A 15,714-nucleotide genomic window follows, 5' to 3' on the forward strand; every position below is an offset into this window, starting at 1 on the left:
CGCCTGCACGATGAAGAGCTTGCCGGTGACGCCGTCCTTCGCCCACTCGATGTCCATCGGGCGGCCGTAATGCTGCTCGATGACCAGGGCCTGCTTCGACAGTTCGTGCACATCCTCATCGGTGATGGAGAAGGTGGCACGCAGGTTTGCCGGCGTGTCTTCCGTGCGGACGCGTTCGCCGGGTACGTCCGAATACACCATGCGCAGCGCCTTGCTGCCGAGCGAGCGGCGCAGGATGGCCGGCTTGCCCTGTTTCAGCGTGGGCTTGTAGACGTAGAACTCATCCGGGTTCACCGCGCCCTGCACGACCATCTCTCCCAGGCCGAAGCTGGAGGTCACGAACACCACGTCGCGGAAACCGGATTCGGTGTCCAGCGTGAACAGGACGCCCGAGGCGCCGACGCCGGAGCGCACCATCAGCTGCACGCCGGCCGACAGGAACACGTCCTCGTGCTTGAAGCCGTGGTGCACGCGGTAGGCGATGGCGCGGTCGTTGTAGAGGCTGGCGAAGACTTCCTTCACCTTGTGCACGACATCGTCGGCGCCGGTGACGTTGAGGAAGGTTTCCTGCTGGCCGGCGAACGACGCGTCGGGCAGGTCCTCGGCGGTAGCCGACGAGCGCACGGCCACGGCGATGTCGCCGCCGCCGTTTTCGGAGGACAGCTTCGCGTAGGCAGCTCGGATGTCGGCATCCAGGTCGGGCTGCAGCGGCGCGTCGATGACCCAGCCGCGGATCTCTTTGCCGGCGGCCGTCAAAGCCGCGACATCCTCGACATCGAGCGTGGCCAGCTTGTCGAAGATGCGCTTGGACAGGTCGTTGTGCGCGATGAAGGCCTTGAACGCCTCCGCGGTGGTCGCATAGCCTCCGGGGACCGACACCCCCAGGTTGGCCAGGTGGCCGATCATTTCGCCCAGTGACGAATTCTTGCCACCTACGCGGGCCAGGTCGGCCAGGCGCAGCTCGTGCAACCACAGGATTTTCTCGTTCAAGCGCAATGCTCCGAAGCAGGCCGCGCCATGCCGATGACCATCGGCGTGGGGTGCCRTGTCCATGGGGAAAGAGGCGATATGATGCAGTGCATACCAATTGCAGACAAGCTTGATCTGACGGGGGTTTCCATGGTGAAGCGGGAAGGGGAAGGGCATGTCTGAGCTGCGCCCGGTGTTCTATGTCTCCGATGGCACCGGTATCACCGCCGAGACGATCGGCCACAGCCTGCTGACCCAGTTCGCCGGCATGCGCTTCCAGACGGACCGGCTCTCCTTCGTCGATGACGAGGAAAAAGCGCGCGATGCCGCCGATCGCATTCGCCGCATGGGCGAAAAGCTGGGCAGCCGGCCCATCGTCATCAATTCGTGCGTGGATCCGGCGCTGAGCGCACTGGTCGCCGAAAGCGGCGCACTGATGCTCGACGTGTTCGCCCCCTTCATCGAGCCGCTGGAGCGCGAACTCGGCCAGCAGCGCCAGTCGCGCGTGGGGCAGGCGCATGGCCTTGTGGATTTCGAGACCTACCACCGGCGAATCAATGCGATGAATTTCGCGCTGACCCACGACGACGGCATGGCGGTGAACTACGACGAGGCCGACGTGATCCTGGTGGCCGTATCGCGTGCGGGCAAGACGCCCACCTGCGTCTACCTGGCCCTGCATTACGGCATCCGCGCAGCGAACTATCCCTTGACCGATGGCGATCTCGAGACCGACAGGCTGCCGGCGCGACTGCGCCCCTATCGGCGCAAGCTGTTCGCGTTGACCATCGATCCTGATCGCCTGCACCAGATCCGGCAGGAGCGCCGCCCCAACTCCAGCTACGCGAAGATGGAAACCTGCAAGCGCGAGGTGGCCGCGGCCGAGGCGATGTTCCAGGTGGAACGGCTGCCCACGCTCAGCACCACCAACAAGTCGATCGAGGAGATTTCCAGCAAGGTGCTTTCCACGCTGGGCCTGCAGCGCGACATGTACTGAGGAAGGCCGGGCCCGGCGGTGGTCCCGGGAACCCTTAACTTAGGCCGCACCCGGCGAGGCGTCAATGCTGCCGCCGGCGCGCAACCGCGTGTAGGATCGGACCATGTCCCAGGCACTCGCACGTAACGCCCGCATTCCCCGGCTTGGCCGCTTCGGCTGGCTGATGGCGCTCTACGCGGAAAACCACGCACGGCTGACGCGCCTGTTCGCGCCGGAGCACCTGGCGGTCGGTACGTACGTCTCCCGTATCGGCGATGGGCTCGACGTACGTCTGGATGTCATCGAGACCCATCGGTACACGGTCGAGTTGCGCCTGACCTACGACATCTGCGACCCGCTGACCGGCGAACCGGACCCGTCCGCGTTCGTCCGACTGTATCGCGACGCGCACCAGGCCGAGGCGACGCACTGTTATGTCGGCCGGCGATGGCAGGACGTCATCGGCCTGTATCCCCCGCCGGCGGAAGTCATCAGCCACCGCATGCGCATGAATACCTTCCTCGGCAAATGGCTCGAGTACCTGGGCGAGCAGGGGCATGGCGTGGCGACATTGCAACCCGTCACGACGGCGCGCGACGTCGCCTGACGTCGCATCGCCTTGCCGGTGGTTCAGGCCACGCGAACGAAGCGGATGGCGTTGAGCCGGCTCAGGCCGTGACGGTTGTCGCGGGAAAGATTCGTCACGTCGACCGCACCCCGCGCTTCCAGTGCCAGCAGGCGAAGCGCGATGGCGTCGAACGTCGCCTCGTCCAGTCCCAGCGATCCCGCACTCCATCGCGTGTCCCGATGGAGCGGCACGTGGGAAACCAGCTCGTTTACAAGGGTGTCGTGTGTCATGGCGGCGGCCGGGGAGGGTGGGTACTGCTGCGCTACGCGGTGGGAGGACCGGTGGCCTTCCGAGGTTTTTACGCGCGCCCTCGTGATGTTCGCGTGGATGTCTTCGAGGCCGCGTGCGCGCTCGGCGAAGGCAAAAAGAAAGGCCCGGTTTCCCGGGCCTTGAAAGATTGGCGTCCCCACGGGGATTCGAACCCCGGTCGCTACCGTGAAAGGGTAATGTCCTAGGCCTCTAGACGATGGGGACGCACGAAAGTTGTCGCCAGATTTTACTCCGGACGGCCTATTGTCCGGAAGTTGGTGGAGCCAGGCGGGATCGAACCGCCGACCTCCTGCRTGCMAKGCAGGCGCTCTCCCAGCTGAGCTATGGCCCCACGTGCTGGCAGGAGCGGAATGATAGCTAGGCAATTTCCGATGCGCAAGCATCCGTTACGAAAAATTTCACGGCTGGCGGTGGAAGGTGCATGCGGTTGAAATAAGCGACCGGACATCGAGAGGCATCGCAAGGCGGATGATCGCGTTTTCAGTGAAGGAATGGTCCGCATGGGCGCCCGGTCTGGTGGACCGCGACGCATGGCGTGCGTGGGCCACCGCCCCGTGGCTGCCGGTTGGCGAAGAGACCCCTGCGCTGGCGGAGGTGCCCGCGATGCAGCGAAGGCGCATCGAACGGCTCGGGCGGATGGCGATCCAGACGGCGTTCTGGTGCCAGCACGCTGAAGAAAACGGCACGCCCCTCATCTTCGCGTCGCGGCACGGCGACGTGGCGCGTTCGATGGAACTGCTGGAAGCCCTGGCGACTGAGCAACCACCGTCGCCCACCACGTTCGGCCTGTCGGTGCACAACGCCATCGCGGCGCTGTACTCGATCCTGCGACGGGAGCGCGGCAACTACATCGCCCTGGCCGGTGGCATGGCGACGGTAGAAGCCGCGTGCGTCGAGGCGGCGGTATTGCTGGCGGATGGGGCGCCGGAGGTGCTGCTGGTGGTGTACGAAGCGCCGCTGCCCGGGATCTACGCCAGCTTCGCGGACGAGCCGGACGCCGGTTTCGCCTGGTGCTGGCGTATCGCGCCTGCCGACGGCTCGGCGCCTGCATTGCGGCTGGCGTGGGAGGGCGAGGCGGGCGAATCGGAGCTCGCGGCCGCCACCCTGCCGCACGGTCTGGAGGTCCTGCGCTTCCTGCTGTCAGGCGAGGCGGCATGGCAGTGGCGGGCCGACGGCATGACATGGCGGTGGCAGCGCGATGCGTGAGCGCGTCGACCATGCCTGGCGCGTCTTCGGTACCGGACTGAGCTTCCTTGYGTTCGGCGTCGGCGGGTTGTTCCTGGGCGTGTTCGTGCTGCCGCCGATGCTTTGGCTGGTGCGTGACTCCGAGCGCCGCCGCCGCTGGTCCCGGCGCATCGTCCAGCGCAGTTTCGCCGCCCATGTCGAACTGATGCGCCGCCTTGGGCTGATGACGTACGAGATCCGGGGCCGCGAGCGGCTGGCGCGCAGGGGCCTGCTGGTCCTTGCCAACCACCCGACGCTGATCGACGTCGTCCTGCTGGTGTCGCTGCTTCCCAATGCGGATTGCGTGGTGAAGTCGGCGGTGGCGCGCAATCCGTTCATGCGCGGCCCCGTGCGTGCCGCAGGCTACGTCGCCAACGACGACGGCGCAGGGCTGGTGGAAGACTGCATTGCCGCGGTCCGCGCCGGTGGCGCGCTGGTGATCTTCCCGGAAGGAACCCGGACCACGCCGGGGCAGCCGTTGAAGCTGCAGCGCGGTGCCGCGAACATCGCGGTGCGCGGCGCGCTGGACATCACGCCGGTGCGGATCACGTGCTCGCCGCTGACGCTGGGGAAAGGGGAGAAGTGGTATCGTGTGCCGCCGGTGCGATTCCACATGGTGATCGATGTTCAGGAAGACCTGCCGATCGCCCCGTTCCTGAACGGAATGGAGGGGGCGGATCCAGCGGCGGGGGGAGAGGCGCTGGCAGCCCGGCGGCTCACGGAACATCTGGCCAACTACTTTGCGGGAGATCCATCGCGTGCAGGCACTTGAGCACGAGATCAAGGAATTGATCATTTCATCGCTGTCGCTGGAGGACATCACCCCCGACGACATCGATACCGGCGCCCCGCTGTTCGTGGAGGGGCTGGGACTGGATTCGATCGACGCGCTCGAACTGGGCCTTGCGCTGCAGAAGCGCTACGGCGTGGCGCTCTCCGCCGATTCGCAGGAAACCCGCCGGCATTTCGCCAGCGTGCGTGCCCTGGCGGACTTCGTCGCCTCGCAAGGCAAGGCCTGAGCAGGGACGGCAGGACTGGCAAGATGACCAAGAACGAACTTTTCGACCGGATCGTGACGATCCTGCATGACAGCTTCGAGATCGAGCCCGCGCGCATCACGCCCGACGCCCGGCTCTACGACGACCTCGACATCGACAGCATCGATGCGGTGGACCTGATCGTGCAGCTGAAGCCGCTGCTGGGCCGCAGCCTGCAGCCGGATGCCTTCAAGTCGGTGCGCACGGTGCAGGACATCGTGGACGTGCTGTACGGCCTGATCCGCGACCAAGCCGCCTGAGCGCAGGCCGCGTGCCCGTGTCCCGGATAGGCGCGGCCATCTTCGTGGCGTTGTCGGTGGCTTACCCCCTAGTGGTCTATTGGGCGATGGGTCGCTTCGAGCCGCGCTGGCTGGCGGTCCTGCTGCTAGCCCTCGCGGTGCTGCGCGCCATCGCGACGCGCCAGGCGGTCTGGCTGGTGGCGGCCGCGGGCGCCGCACTGCTTGCGGCCCTGGCCACCGTGTTCAACCAGGCGTTGCCGCTCAAGCTCTATCCGGCCCTGATCAATGCGGTGATGCTGATCGTGTTCGCGAGCAGCCTGGCGTTTCCGCCGTCGGCGGTGGAGCGCATCGCGCGGCTGACCGAGCCCGACCTCCCGCCCGCCGGCGTGGCCTACACGCGCCGCGTCACTCAGGTGTGGTGCGGCTTCTTCGTGCTCAATGGCGCACTCGCGCTGGTCACGGCGCTGTGGACGTCTGACCGGACGTGGGCGCTCTACAACGGATTGATCGCCTACGGACTGATCGGCCTGTTGTTCGGCGGCGAGTGGCTGGTGCGCCAGCGGGTGAAGGCAGGACATCGCCATGACTGAGTGGCGCTCGTTGGGCGAGGTCGCGCTGCGCCCGTTGCCGGGACGGGCGTTCATCGCGGCGGGAAGCGAGTCGGCGGACCATGCGGTGTTCCAGCACGAGGCGCTGCGCTGGCAGGCGACGTTCCACCGTCTGCCGGGGTCGAGTTGGGCGCTGCACTTCGATGACGCCTCGCGCTTCGCCGCCGCCCTGTATGGCGCGTGGCATGCGGGCAAGACCGTGGTGTTGCCGGGCGACGCGCTGGCAGGCACCCAGGCCCGCCTGCGCGCGCACGTGGACGGTTTCGCGGGCGACTGGCTCGAGAGCGATGCCGCGTCGCCGGATGATCTGCCGGACACCCCCTGCGTGGCGCGACCGCTGGACGCGGACGCCACGCGTCTCGTCGTCTTCACCTCCGGAAGCACGGGCGAGCCGGTCGCCATCGAGAAGCGCCTGCGGCAACTCGACGCCGAGGTGCACGCGCTGGAAGCCGCGCTCGGGCGCGGCCTGGACGGCGTGGCGGTGCATGGCACCGTGTCGCACCAGCATATCTACGGCCTTCTGTTCCGGGTGTTGTGGCCGCTGGCCGCGGGCCGCGCCATCGTGCCGCGTGCGTTCTTTCCCGAAGATCTGCTGGCCGCGATGGACGGCCAGGACGCGGTGCTGGTCGCCAGTCCGGCGCACCTCAAGCGCTTGCCGGCGCAGCTGTCATGGGCATCGCTGCATGGGCGGCTGCGCGCGGTGTTCTCGTCAGGGGGCGCGTTGCCCGCCGATGCTGCGCACGATGTGGCCCGGCTGCTGGGCGTGCCGCCCACCRAGATCCTGGGCAGCAGCGAGACCGGCGGCATCGCCTGGCGCCGCTGGGAGACGGAAGTTCCGGTCTGGACGCCGTTACCCGGCGTCGACTGGCGTTTGCAGGAAGGCGTGCTCGAAGTGCATTCGCCGCACCTGGCCGGCGACGCGTGGTGGCGCAGCCAGGACCGCGCGGAAGCCGATGGTGCGGGCGGATTCCGTCTGCTGGGCCGGGCAGACCGTATCGTGAAGGTGGAAGAGCGTCGCGTCTCGCTGGATGCGCTGGAGCGCCGGATCCAGGCGCACCCGGCGGTCAGGGAGGCGCGCGTGCTGCTGCTCGGTGGCGCGCGCAGCGCGCTGGCGGCCGTCGTCGCGATGGCCGACGGCGTGCCGGTGCCGCAAGACGCGATGGCCCGGCGTGCGCTGTCGCAGTCGTTGTCGCGGCACCTGGCGGAGATGCAGGATGCGGTGACCCGGCCGCGGCGCTGGCGCTTCGCGACGGCGTTGCCGACCAACGCGCAAGGCAAGGTCACCGAGGCGGCACTGACCGCCCTGTTCCGCCCCGAGCGCCCGGCCGCATGCTGGACGCTCCGCGAGTCGGCGCGCGCACGCGCCGACATGTCGCTGGACGCGTCGCTCGCCGTCTTCGACGGCCATTTCAACCAGGCCGCAGTCCTGCCGGGGGTCGCGCAACTCGACTGGGCGGTACAGCTGGCGCGCGAGGTCTTCGCGATTCCCCCGTGCTTCCTTCGCATGGAAGCGCTGAAGTTCCAGCGCGTGGCGCGTCCCGGCGACCTGATCCACCTCGACCTGGAATGGCAGGCGGATCGCGCCACGCTCGTGTTCCGCTACACCTCCGTGCAGGGTCCGCATGCCAGTGGTCGCGTGGTGTTCGTCCATGAGGGGTGAATCCGTGGCGCCGCCGCTCGCCTTCCGCCCGCTGGTCGTGATCCCGGTGTTCGACCACGAGCACGCCATCGCCACGATGGTGGCGGGCGTGCTACACACCGGCAACGCCTGCCTTCTGGTGGATGACGGCTCGGGCCCGGCGTGCGCCCTCGAGCTCGACCGTCTGGCCGCGCTGCATGCGCCGCAGGTGCGCCTGCTCCGGCTGCCGGTGAACCAGGGCAAGGGAGGCGCCGTGCTGGCGGGGTTCCGCGACGCGAGCCGCCATGGGCACACCCATGTGCTGCAGATCGATGCCGATGGCCAGCACGACCCCGCCGACATTCCGCGCTTCCTCGCGCTGGCGCAGGCGCATCCGGGCGACGTAATCTGTGGCGTGCCGGTCTACGACGAGAGCGTGCCGAAGGGCCGGCTCTACGGCCGCTACCTCACCCACGTATGGGTGTGGATCAATACCGTGTCCTTCGCGATCCGCGATTCGATGTGCGGCTTCCGAGTCTATCCGCTGCCTCCGGTGCTGAAACTGATGGACGAGGAGACCATCGGGCGGCGCATGGACTTCGACGTAGAGGTGCTGGTGCGCCTGTTCTGGCGCGGCATCCGCGTGCACAACCTGCCGACGCGCGTGACCTATCCGCTCGATGGCGTGTCGCACTTCGACGTATGGCGCGACAACGTGCGCATCAGCCGCATGCATGCGCGGCTGTTCTTCGGCATGGTGCGGCGGTTGCCGCGCCTGCTGCGCGGCCGCAGGTCGGTGGCGTCGCCATGAGCCGGCGCAGCGAGCACTGGGCCGACATCGGCGAATCCACCTCCGTACGCGGGATCCTGCTGCTCTGCGCGGTGCATCGCTGGCTGGGGCGCTGGCCCTTCCGCTTGTGCGTCTATCCGGTGGTCCTCGTGCATTGGCTGCTCAATGGCACCGCGCGGCGTGCGTCGCTGCAGTACCTGCGGCGCCTGCATGCACATTCGGGCGTGCCGCCGTCGCGGCCGGGCGTGTGGCAGAGCCTGCACCACTTCGCGATGTTCGCCGAGACGATGCTCGACAAGATCCTCGCGCTGGGCCACCGCTACCCGATCGGACGCGTCCGCATGCAGCGGGAGGGCGTGCTGGCGCGGGTCAGGTCGGGGGAGGGCGGGCTGATCGTCACCGGGCACCTGGGATGCCTGGAGCTCTGCCAGGTGATGGCCGAGCAGGTTCCCGGCCTTCGCCTGACGGCGCTGGTGCACACGGCGCACGCCGAGCGCTTCAACCGCATGATGCGTCGCCTGGACGAGACCACGCGCGTTGAACTGCTCCAGGTCACGGACCTGGGGCCCGCCGATGCGGTGAGGTTATCCGAGCGCGTGGCGCGGGGCGAGTTCGTCGCCATCGCCGGCGATCGTGTCCCGCTGCGCGKCGGGCGTACGGTGACGGCCTCCTTCCTGGGCCATGAAGCCCCGTTCCCGATCGGAGCCTACGTGCTGGGTGCCGCGCTGAAGTGCCCGGTGTTCACCATGGCGTGCACGCATGAAGGCGACGGCTACCGGGTGCGCATGGACGCGTTCGCCGAACGCATCGCGTTGCCGCGCGGCTCGCGCGATGCCGCCCTGGCCGGCTACGCTGCACAGTTCGCGCGGTGGCTGGAACAGCAGGTCCACCTGTCGCCCTACGACTGGTTCAACTTCTACCCCTTCTGGGATCAGGTACCGCATGAGCCCCGCAATGAATGACTCCGTGGCGCCGGTCTTCGGCGACGCTCCGCTGCGCATCGAGGACGTCGTCGCCCTGGCGCAGCGCCGCGTGCCGCCGGTGCTGTCCGCAGATCCCGCCTTCCGGGCGCGCATCGCGCGTGGCGCCGACTTCCTCAGTCGACTGCTGGAGGAGGAGGGCGTCATCTATGGCGTCACCACCGGGTATGGCGATTCCTGCACGGTGAACATTCCGCCGGCACTGGTCGCGGAACTGCCGCACCACCTGTACACCTACCATGGGTGCGGCCTCGGCCGCTTCCTGGACGAAACCGAGACACGTGCGGTGCTGGCGGCGCGGCTGGCGTCGCTGGTGCGGGGCATGTCAGGTGTCAGCGTGCCGCTGCTGGAAGGGTTGGCGAAGCTGCTGCGCCACGACGTGCTGCCCCTGATTCCCGCGGAAGGATCGGTCGGTGCGAGCGGCGACCTGACGCCGCTGTCGTACGTGGCCGCCGTGCTGTGCGGCGAGCGCGACGTCATGCACGGCGGGCGCCAGCGTCCGGCACGCGACGCGCTCGCCGAGATCGGCATGGCGCCGCTGACGCTGCGTCCCAAGGAGGGACTGGCGATCATGAACGGGACCGCCGTGATGACCGCGCTTGCCTGCCTGGCGTTCCATCGCGCCGAATACCTGTCGCGCCTGGCGACGCGGTTGACCGCGTTCAACGTGCTGGCCGCCGACGGCAACGCGCACCATTTCGACGCCGTGCTGTTCGCCGCGAAGCCGCATCCCGGCCAGTCGCGCGTGGCGCAGCGGTTGCGCGAAGACCTGCACAGCGACCGGCCGCCCCGCAATGAGCAGCGCCTGCAGGACCGTTACTCGTTGCGTTGCGCGCCGCACGTGATCGGCGTGCTGGAAGACGCATTGCCGTTCCTGCGCCAGCTGATCGAGACCGAACTCAACAGCGCCAACGACAATCCGCTGATCGACCCCGAGCGCGAGCAGATCCTGCACGGAGGCCACTTCTATGGCGGACACATCGCGTTCGCGATGGATTCGCTGAAGAACACCGTGGCCAATGTCGCCGACTTGCTGGACCGGCAGCTGGCCCTGATCGTGGATGCGCGCTACAACCACGGCCTGCCGGCGAACCTGTCCGGCGCGACGGGGCCGCGCGCGGCGATCAACCACGGCCTGAAGGCGTTGCAGATCAGCGTGTCGGCGTGGACCGCCGAGGCCTTGAAGCTGACGATGCCGGCCTCGGTCTTCTCGCGTTCCACCGAATGCCACAACCAGGACAAGGTCAGCATGGGCACGATCGCCGCGCGCGATTGTCTGCGCGTGATCGAGCTGACCGAGCAGGTGGTCGCCGGCATGCTGATCGCCGCACGCCAGGCACTGGCGCTGCGCGAGCGCGTCGGGCTGCAATCCACGCTGGGCGAAGGCCCGGCGACGATGTACGCCGACCTGCAGGCGCGCATCGCGCTGGTCGAGGAGGATCGCGCACTGGATGGCGAACTGCGCCAGCTGCTGGTCGACATCCGGGAGGAACGCTGGGATGTCTATGCCGCCTGACCTTCGCGCCGACCTGGCGATCGAGATCCCGCTCAGCCCGGCCTTCCACGATTGCGATGCCATGCAGGTGGTCTGGCACGGCCACTACTTCAAGTACCTTGAAATCGCCCGTTGCGCGTTGCTGCAGCGGTTCGACTACGACTACCCGCAGATGCATGCATCCGGCTACATGTGGCCGATCGTCGATACGCGCGTGAAGTACATCCGCCCGCTGCGGTACGCGCAGGCCCTGCTCGTGACGGCCCGCATCAGCGAGTGGGAGAACCGCTTGAGGATGGACTACGAGATTCGCGACGCCGGAAGTGGCGAGGTGCTGACGCGCGCGCACACGATCCAGGTGGCGGTCGACGCCGCTTCAGGCGAGATGCGCTATCAGTGCCCGCCTGTCCTGTGGGAACGGTTGGGAGTCGCTGCGCCATGAACAAGATCCGCGGTCTCGTTTCCGCTTTCGCGCTTGCCCTCATGGCGGGTGGAATCGTCAACCCGGCGTCCGCCGATCCGTTGGCGGAGGTGCGTTCCCAGGTGGCGCAGGTGCCGCTGTTGCGGGGCGAGTTCAGCCAGGAAAAGCAGGTGGCCGGCTTCAGGAATCCGCTGCGCTCGAATGGTCGTTTCCTGCTGGTGCGCGACAAGGGCGTGGTGTGGTCGACGACGGCGCCGTTCCCGTCCGAAATCGTCATCACGCAGGATCGCATCCTCAGCCGCCAGCGAGACGGCAGCCGCCGGTTGGAAGTCGATGGCCGGCAACAACCCGGGCTTCGCAGTGTCAACGCGATGATGTTCGCGCTGATGAGCGGCGACATGAAGGCGCTGACGTCGACCTTCGAGGTGAAGGCGGAGCCTGCGGCGCGTGGCTGGAAGATGACGCTGGTGCCACGTTCGCGGCAGGTGGCGCAGGCCTTCAACTCGGTGCGCCTGTCGGGCGACCGCTATGTGCGTGAGGTGGAGCTGCGCGAGGCCAACGGCGACCTCACGCGCCTGCGCTTCAGCGGCATGAGCGAATCGCCCGCGACCCTGTCGCGCGACGAGGCGGCCCGGTTTGAGTGATCCTGTGCCCGCGGTGACGAGGGTGCGACCGTTGCGCGGCTGGCGCTGGCTTGCCGTGGCGTGGTTGGTGGTCCTGGCTGCCGTGGCGTGGCACCAATGGCGGTTCTGGCAGTCGCCGCGCATCGACAGCGACGTGCTGGCGCTGCTGCCCCAGGAGGCCGGCGACCCGACGGTGTCCGATGCGACCCGACGCATCGCGGAGAACAGTGCGCGCGACGTGGTGGTCATGCTGGGCGCCACGGAGGTGGAGGACGCGCTGAAGGCACGGGCGGCGTTCGAGGMGTCGCTTGCACGCCCGGCGGCGCAGGCGATGCTGGCGTCGGCTGGGTCGCCGGAAGACTGGTTCGCCCAGGCGCGCGACGTGCTGGCACCGCATCGCGATCGCTTGCTGACTGCATCCCAGCGGGACACGCTGGCGCAGGCGACGCCCGAAGCCTTGGCCGAGTCCGCACTGGCGTCGCTGTACGGTCCCATGGGGGCGCCGCGCCTGACCGAGTGGCGCAGCGATCCACTCGGACTGTGGCCGCAGTGGTGGCAGGCGCAGGCGGCCGCGTCGGGGATGGCAGTGGACGGTGACGGACTGCTGCAGGCCGAGAACCGCCACTGGGCGGTGCTGCAGTACACGTTGCGCACCTCGGCCTTCAGGCTGGACGGCGAACGCCATCTGCAGGATCTGCTCGACGCGGCGACCGGCGCCGCGATGGCGGCGGCGCCCGGCATCCGCGTGCTGAAGGCCGGGGTGCCCCTGCATGCCGAATCGGCCGCGGTGCAGGCCCGCCGCGAGGTCAATACCATCGGCTGGGGCTCGCTGGCGGCCGTGCTGCTGCTGGTGTGGCTGGCGTTCCGCTCGCTGCGTCCCCTGTTGCTGGTGGCGATGTCGCTGCTGGTCGGCTGCGCGGTCGCGATGACGGTCACCGTGCTGGTCTTCGGAAAGGTGCACCTGCTGACGCTGATCTTCGGCGCAAGCCTCGTTGGCGTGGCGGAGGACTACGGCATCCACTGGTTCGCATCGCGTCAGGGCGTGGCCAGCGAGCGACGCTGGTCGCTGCTGCGCCATCTGCTGCCCGGCCTGTGGCTGGCACTGCTGACCAGCGCCATGGCGTATCTGGCGCTGGGGTTGGCACCGTTCCCCGGCCTGCGGCAGATGGCGCTGTTCTCCGTGGTCGGCCTGGCGTCGGCCTTCCTGACGGTGATCTTCTTCTTCCCGTGGCTGGATGGTGGGCAGGTCCGCACGACCGGCTTCTCGCGTTGGCTGGGCGGTACGCTGGTGCGATGGCCGCGCCTGTCCGGTCGTCGTGGCGGTGTCGCGCTCGCCGTCGTCGTCCTGGCCATCGCGGTRCCCGGCCTGATGCGCGTACAGGGCAAGGACGACCTTCGCGGCCTGCAGTCGTCGCCACCGGCGCTGATCACGCAGCAGCGCGACGTCGGTCACCTGCTGGGCATGCCCAGCCCGGCGCAGTTCTTCCTCGTGCAGGGGCGCGATGCCGAACAGGTGCTGCAACGCGAGGAACGCCTGGTGGCGCGCCTTCGTGAAGCGGAGGCGAAAGGGAAGGTCGGTGGTCACCGCGCACTGAGCGATTGGCTGCCCTCGAAGCGCCAACAGGACGAAGATGCTGCGCTGACGTCGCGTATCGAGCGCGACGTACTGGCGCGCTTGTCCGCGGTTACCGGAGAGTCGGTGGCGCGCGGCGGATTCGCCCCGGGGGCGATGGACATCGATGCCTTCCTCGCATCGCCGGCATCGCTGCCGGTACGCCATCTCTGGCTCGGGCAGGTGGGCGAGGGCATGGCGTCGGTGGTGATGGTCAACGACCTGTCGCGGCCGGACGCCCTCGCAACGTTCGCGGCGCAGGCGGTCGGTCTCGAGGGTGTGCGCTGGGTCGATCGCACGGCCGACATTTCACGCCTCCTCACGCACTACCGCCACATGATGTCCTGGCTGCTGCTGGCGGGCGTGGCAGTGGTGTTCGTGGTGCTGGCCGTACGCTATCGCGGACAGGCCTGGCGTGTGATCACGCCGACGGTGCTGGCGGGCGTGCTGACCGTGGCATTGCTGGGCTGGCTGGGCCAGCCGTTGCAGTTGTTCAACGTGCTGGCGCTGATGCTCTTGCTCGGCATGGGGATCGACTACGGCATCTTCCTGGTCGAGCACCGTGGCGATGCCAGCGCGTGGCTCGCGGTATGCGTGGGGGCGGCCAGTACCTGGCTGTCGTTCGGCCTGCTGGGGCTGTCGGCGACGCCTGCCTTGCGCGCGTTCGGCCTGACCCTGCTGTTCGGCATCGGCCTGGTCTGGCTGCTGTCGACCCTGTTCCGGCCTGCGCCGGATGTTTCTCCCTTGCCTGGACACGACGTGGAATGAAAACGGAACGCACCGACATCCTGATCATCGGCGCAGGCCCCGCCGGCTCGGTGGCGGCCGCCCTGCTGCGGCAGCAAGGTCGCAAGGTCCTCATCATCGAGCGCGAACAGTTCCCGCGCTTTTCCATCGGCGAGAGCCTCCTCCCGCAGAGCATGGAATACATCCAGGCCGCCGGACTCCTGCAGGACGTGGTGGAGGCGGGCTTCCAGTACAAGAACGGCGCCGCTTTCGTGCGCGGGGAGCGCACCACCGAGTTCGATTTCCGCGACAAGTTCTCGGAGGGCTGGGGGACCACGTACCAGGTGCAGCGTGCCGACTTCGACCATGTCCTGGCAAAGGGCGCCGAGCGCATGGGGGCCGAGGTGCGCTACCGCCACGAGGTGCTGTCCGCCGAGCCCGGTCATGCTCCGCGCGTCACCGTGCGCTCGCCGGACGGCGAGGAGTACGTGATCGAAGCCGACTTCATGCTCGACGCCAGCGGCTTCGGCCGACTGCTGCCGCGCCTGCTGAAGCTCGAGTCGCCGTCGAACTTCCCGGTACGCGGCGCCATCTTCACCCACGTGCGCGACCACATCCCCCCCGGCGCGGGCTTCGATCGCAACAAGATCCTGATCACCACGCATCCGGAACACGTCGACGTCTGGTACTGGACCATCCCGTTCTCGAATGGCTGCTGCTCGCTCGGCGTGGTGGCGGAAACCGCGTTCCTCGATCGCTACGCGGGCACCGACCTGGAGCGCCTGCAGGCCATCGTCGGCGAAGACCCCAACCTGACGCGGTTGCTGAAGAACGCCGAATGGGCGGTGCTGCCGGTACGCCAGATCACCGGCTACTCCGCCAACGTCGCCTCGCTGTGGGGACCGGGTTATGCGCTGCTGGGCAATGCGGGCGAGTTCCTCGATCCGGTGTTTTCCTCGGGCGTGACCATCGCGTTCAAGTCGGCGCAACTCGCCAGCGAATGCCTGCGCCGCCACTACGCCGGCGAACCGGTGGACTGGGAGACCGAGTTCGCCATTCCGCTGCGTGGCGGCGTGCAGACCTTCCGCCGTTTCGTCGAGTCGTGGTACGCGGGTGGTTTCCAGAAGATCATCTTCCACCCGGATCCGCAGCCGGACATCCGACGCATGATCTGTTCGATCCTCGCCGGCTATGCCTGGGACAAGAAGAATCCCTACGTGGCCGACACGCAGCGCCGCCTGCAGGTGCTGGAGCAGCTGTGCACCGGTTGATCGCACTGCTGCTCGCCGGCGTGCTGCTGGCGGGATGCGCAACGCGTCCGCAAAAGCCCGCGGTGGAACTTCCCGCGTTGCGACTGGCGCCTGCGGCGCTGGGCCACGACCTGGCCGTGCAACAGCGCCTGGTGTTCCGTTTCGGCCCGCACGTGCGCGAACTGGATGCGCTGCTGGAAGTCGACGCCACCGATGTCCGGCTCGCGGTACAGGCCATGGGCCGGACC

General features: G+C 68.1%; 17 protein-coding genes, 2 tRNA genes and 1 pseudogene. 16 read left to right on the plus strand and 4 right to left on the minus strand.

The window, feature by feature from the left end:
* On the minus strand, window positions 1-990 hold a 990-nt coding region (locus tag AC04L7_RS02685), incomplete at its 3' end, for a PEP/pyruvate-binding domain-containing protein (RefSeq protein ID WP_475512482.1).
* Between the two features lie 154 nt (window positions 991-1,144).
* On the opposite strand from AC04L7_RS02685, the gene ppsR reads away from it, so the two are divergent.
* Window positions 1,145-1,966, plus strand: a complete 822-nt coding sequence (gene ppsR / locus AC04L7_RS02690) for a posphoenolpyruvate synthetase regulatory kinase/phosphorylase PpsR (protein WP_435998745.1) — start codon at window positions 1,145-1,147, stop codon at window positions 1,964-1,966.
* Window positions 1,967-2,069: 103 nt separating this feature from the next.
* Window positions 2,070-2,552 (plus strand): DUF1249 domain-containing protein, encoded by a 483-nt coding sequence (locus tag AC04L7_RS02695; protein ID WP_435998743.1) that lies wholly within the window; start codon window positions 2,070-2,072, stop codon window positions 2,550-2,552.
* A gap of 23 nt (window positions 2,553-2,575) precedes the next feature.
* On the opposite strand, the gene AC04L7_RS02700 is transcribed toward AC04L7_RS02695, so the two are convergent.
* The 3 genes from AC04L7_RS02700 to AC04L7_RS02710 form a co-directional block, all read right to left on the minus strand.
* Window positions 2,576-2,803, minus strand: coding sequence for a hypothetical protein (locus tag AC04L7_RS02700; RefSeq protein ID WP_435998741.1), 228 nt, complete (start codon window positions 2,801-2,803; stop codon window positions 2,576-2,578).
* Window positions 2,804-2,971: 168 nt separating this feature from the next.
* Window positions 2,972-3,047, minus strand: a tRNA-Glu gene (locus AC04L7_RS02705).
* Between the two features lie 51 nt (window positions 3,048-3,098).
* Window positions 3,099-3,174, minus strand: a tRNA-Ala gene (locus tag AC04L7_RS02710).
* 137 nt (window positions 3,175-3,311) lie between these two features.
* Here AC04L7_RS02710 and AC04L7_RS02715 point away from each other — a divergent pair.
* From AC04L7_RS02715 to AC04L7_RS02780, 14 genes and pseudogenes are all read left to right on the plus strand, one after another.
* Window positions 3,312-4,049, plus strand: a complete 738-nt coding sequence (locus AC04L7_RS02715; protein ID WP_435998739.1) for a beta-ketoacyl synthase chain length factor — start codon at window positions 3,312-3,314, stop codon at window positions 4,047-4,049.
* Window positions 4,042-4,839, plus strand: a complete 798-nt coding sequence (locus tag AC04L7_RS02720; protein ID WP_475512483.1) for a lysophospholipid acyltransferase family protein — start codon at window positions 4,042-4,044, stop codon at window positions 4,837-4,839. Before AC04L7_RS02715 ends, AC04L7_RS02720 begins: the two co-directional genes overlap by 8 nt.
* Window positions 4,817-5,086, plus strand: a complete 270-nt coding sequence (locus tag AC04L7_RS02725) for a phosphopantetheine-binding protein (RefSeq protein ID WP_475512487.1) — start codon at window positions 4,817-4,819, stop codon at window positions 5,084-5,086. The genes AC04L7_RS02720 and AC04L7_RS02725 overlap by 23 nt, the downstream gene beginning before the upstream one ends.
* Before the next feature lie 23 nt (window positions 5,087-5,109).
* Window positions 5,110-5,364 carry an acyl carrier protein gene (locus tag AC04L7_RS02730; protein WP_296282276.1) on the plus strand — a complete coding sequence of 85 codons (255 nt, stop codon included), beginning with the start codon at window positions 5,110-5,112 and terminating at the stop codon, window positions 5,362-5,364.
* A gap of 17 nt (window positions 5,365-5,381) precedes the next feature.
* A complete protein-coding gene (locus AC04L7_RS02735; RefSeq protein ID WP_435998734.1) occupies window positions 5,382-5,933 on the plus strand; it encodes a COG4648 family protein in 552 nt (183 codons plus the stop codon).
* A complete protein-coding gene (locus AC04L7_RS02740) occupies window positions 5,926-7,611 on the plus strand; it encodes an ApeI family dehydratase (RefSeq protein WP_475512484.1) in 1,686 nt (561 codons plus the stop codon). Before AC04L7_RS02735 ends, AC04L7_RS02740 begins: the two co-directional genes overlap by 8 nt.
* Window positions 7,601-8,380: a glycosyltransferase family 2 protein gene (locus tag AC04L7_RS02745; protein WP_435998730.1), complete on the plus strand. Its 780-nt coding sequence runs from the start codon at window positions 7,601-7,603 to the stop codon at window positions 8,378-8,380. The genes AC04L7_RS02740 and AC04L7_RS02745 overlap by 11 nt, the downstream gene beginning before the upstream one ends.
* Window positions 8,377-9,321, plus strand: a complete 945-nt coding sequence (locus AC04L7_RS02750; protein ID WP_475512485.1) for an LpxL/LpxP family acyltransferase — start codon at window positions 8,377-8,379, stop codon at window positions 9,319-9,321. Before AC04L7_RS02745 ends, AC04L7_RS02750 begins: the two co-directional genes overlap by 4 nt.
* On the plus strand, window positions 9,314-10,855 hold the full coding sequence (locus AC04L7_RS02755) for an HAL/PAL/TAL family ammonia-lyase (RefSeq protein WP_299347007.1): 1,542 nt from the start codon (window positions 9,314-9,316) through the stop codon (window positions 10,853-10,855). Before AC04L7_RS02750 ends, AC04L7_RS02755 begins: the two co-directional genes overlap by 8 nt.
* The gene (locus AC04L7_RS02760) at window positions 10,845-11,276 is read left to right on the plus strand and encodes an acyl-CoA thioesterase (protein ID WP_299347053.1); all 432 of its coding nucleotides are present in this window, start codon (window positions 10,845-10,847) and stop codon (window positions 11,274-11,276) included. The genes AC04L7_RS02755 and AC04L7_RS02760 overlap by 11 nt, the downstream gene beginning before the upstream one ends.
* Window positions 11,273-11,899 carry an outer membrane lipoprotein carrier protein LolA gene (locus AC04L7_RS02765; RefSeq protein ID WP_435998727.1) on the plus strand — a complete coding sequence of 209 codons (627 nt, stop codon included), beginning with the start codon at window positions 11,273-11,275 and terminating at the stop codon, window positions 11,897-11,899. The genes AC04L7_RS02760 and AC04L7_RS02765 overlap by 4 nt, the downstream gene beginning before the upstream one ends.
* Window positions 11,892-14,258 carry an MMPL family transporter gene (locus AC04L7_RS02770; RefSeq protein ID WP_475512486.1) on the plus strand — a complete coding sequence of 789 codons (2,367 nt, stop codon included), beginning with the start codon at window positions 11,892-11,894 and terminating at the stop codon, window positions 14,256-14,258. The genes AC04L7_RS02765 and AC04L7_RS02770 overlap by 8 nt, the downstream gene beginning before the upstream one ends.
* Entirely contained in the window at window positions 14,255-15,487 is a 1,233-nt protein-coding gene (locus AC04L7_RS02775; protein WP_296282263.1) for an NAD(P)/FAD-dependent oxidoreductase, read from the plus strand. The genes AC04L7_RS02770 and AC04L7_RS02775 overlap by 4 nt, the downstream gene beginning before the upstream one ends.
* Window positions 15,475-15,714, plus strand: a pseudogene (locus AC04L7_RS02780) (DUF3261 domain-containing protein); the annotation flags it as partial. The gene AC04L7_RS02775 and the pseudogene AC04L7_RS02780, both read left to right, overlap by 13 nt.

Source organism: Pseudoxanthomonas sp. LjRoot204_2 (assembly GCF_056175765.1).

Excerpts from the sequence above, each read along its gene's own strand:
- ppsR (WP_435998745.1), top strand. The coding sequence starts at position 1,145 with ATGTCTGAGCTGCGCCCGGTGTTCTATGTCTCCGATGGCACCGGTATC.
- AC04L7_RS02695 (WP_435998743.1), top strand. The coding sequence starts at position 2,070 with ATGTCCCAGGCACTCGCACGTAACGCCCGCATTCCCCGGCTTGGCCGC.
- AC04L7_RS02700 (WP_435998741.1), bottom strand. The coding sequence starts at position 2,803 with ATGACACACGACACCCTTGTAAACGAGCTGGTTTCCCACGTGCCGCTC.
- AC04L7_RS02715 (WP_435998739.1), top strand. The coding sequence starts at position 3,312 with ATGATCGCGTTTTCAGTGAAGGAATGGTCCGCATGGGCGCCCGGTCTG.
- AC04L7_RS02730 (WP_296282276.1), top strand. The coding sequence starts at position 5,110 with ATGACCAAGAACGAACTTTTCGACCGGATCGTGACGATCCTGCATGAC.
- AC04L7_RS02745 (WP_435998730.1), top strand. The coding sequence starts at position 7,601 with ATGAGGGGTGAATCCGTGGCGCCGCCGCTCGCCTTCCGCCCGCTGGTC.
- AC04L7_RS02755 (WP_299347007.1), top strand. The coding sequence starts at position 9,314 with ATGAATGACTCCGTGGCGCCGGTCTTCGGCGACGCTCCGCTGCGCATC.
- AC04L7_RS02760 (WP_299347053.1), top strand. The coding sequence starts at position 10,845 with ATGCCGCCTGACCTTCGCGCCGACCTGGCGATCGAGATCCCGCTCAGC.
- AC04L7_RS02765 (WP_435998727.1), top strand. The coding sequence starts at position 11,273 with ATGAACAAGATCCGCGGTCTCGTTTCCGCTTTCGCGCTTGCCCTCATG.
- AC04L7_RS02775 (WP_296282263.1), top strand. The coding sequence starts at position 14,255 with ATGAAAACGGAACGCACCGACATCCTGATCATCGGCGCAGGCCCCGCC.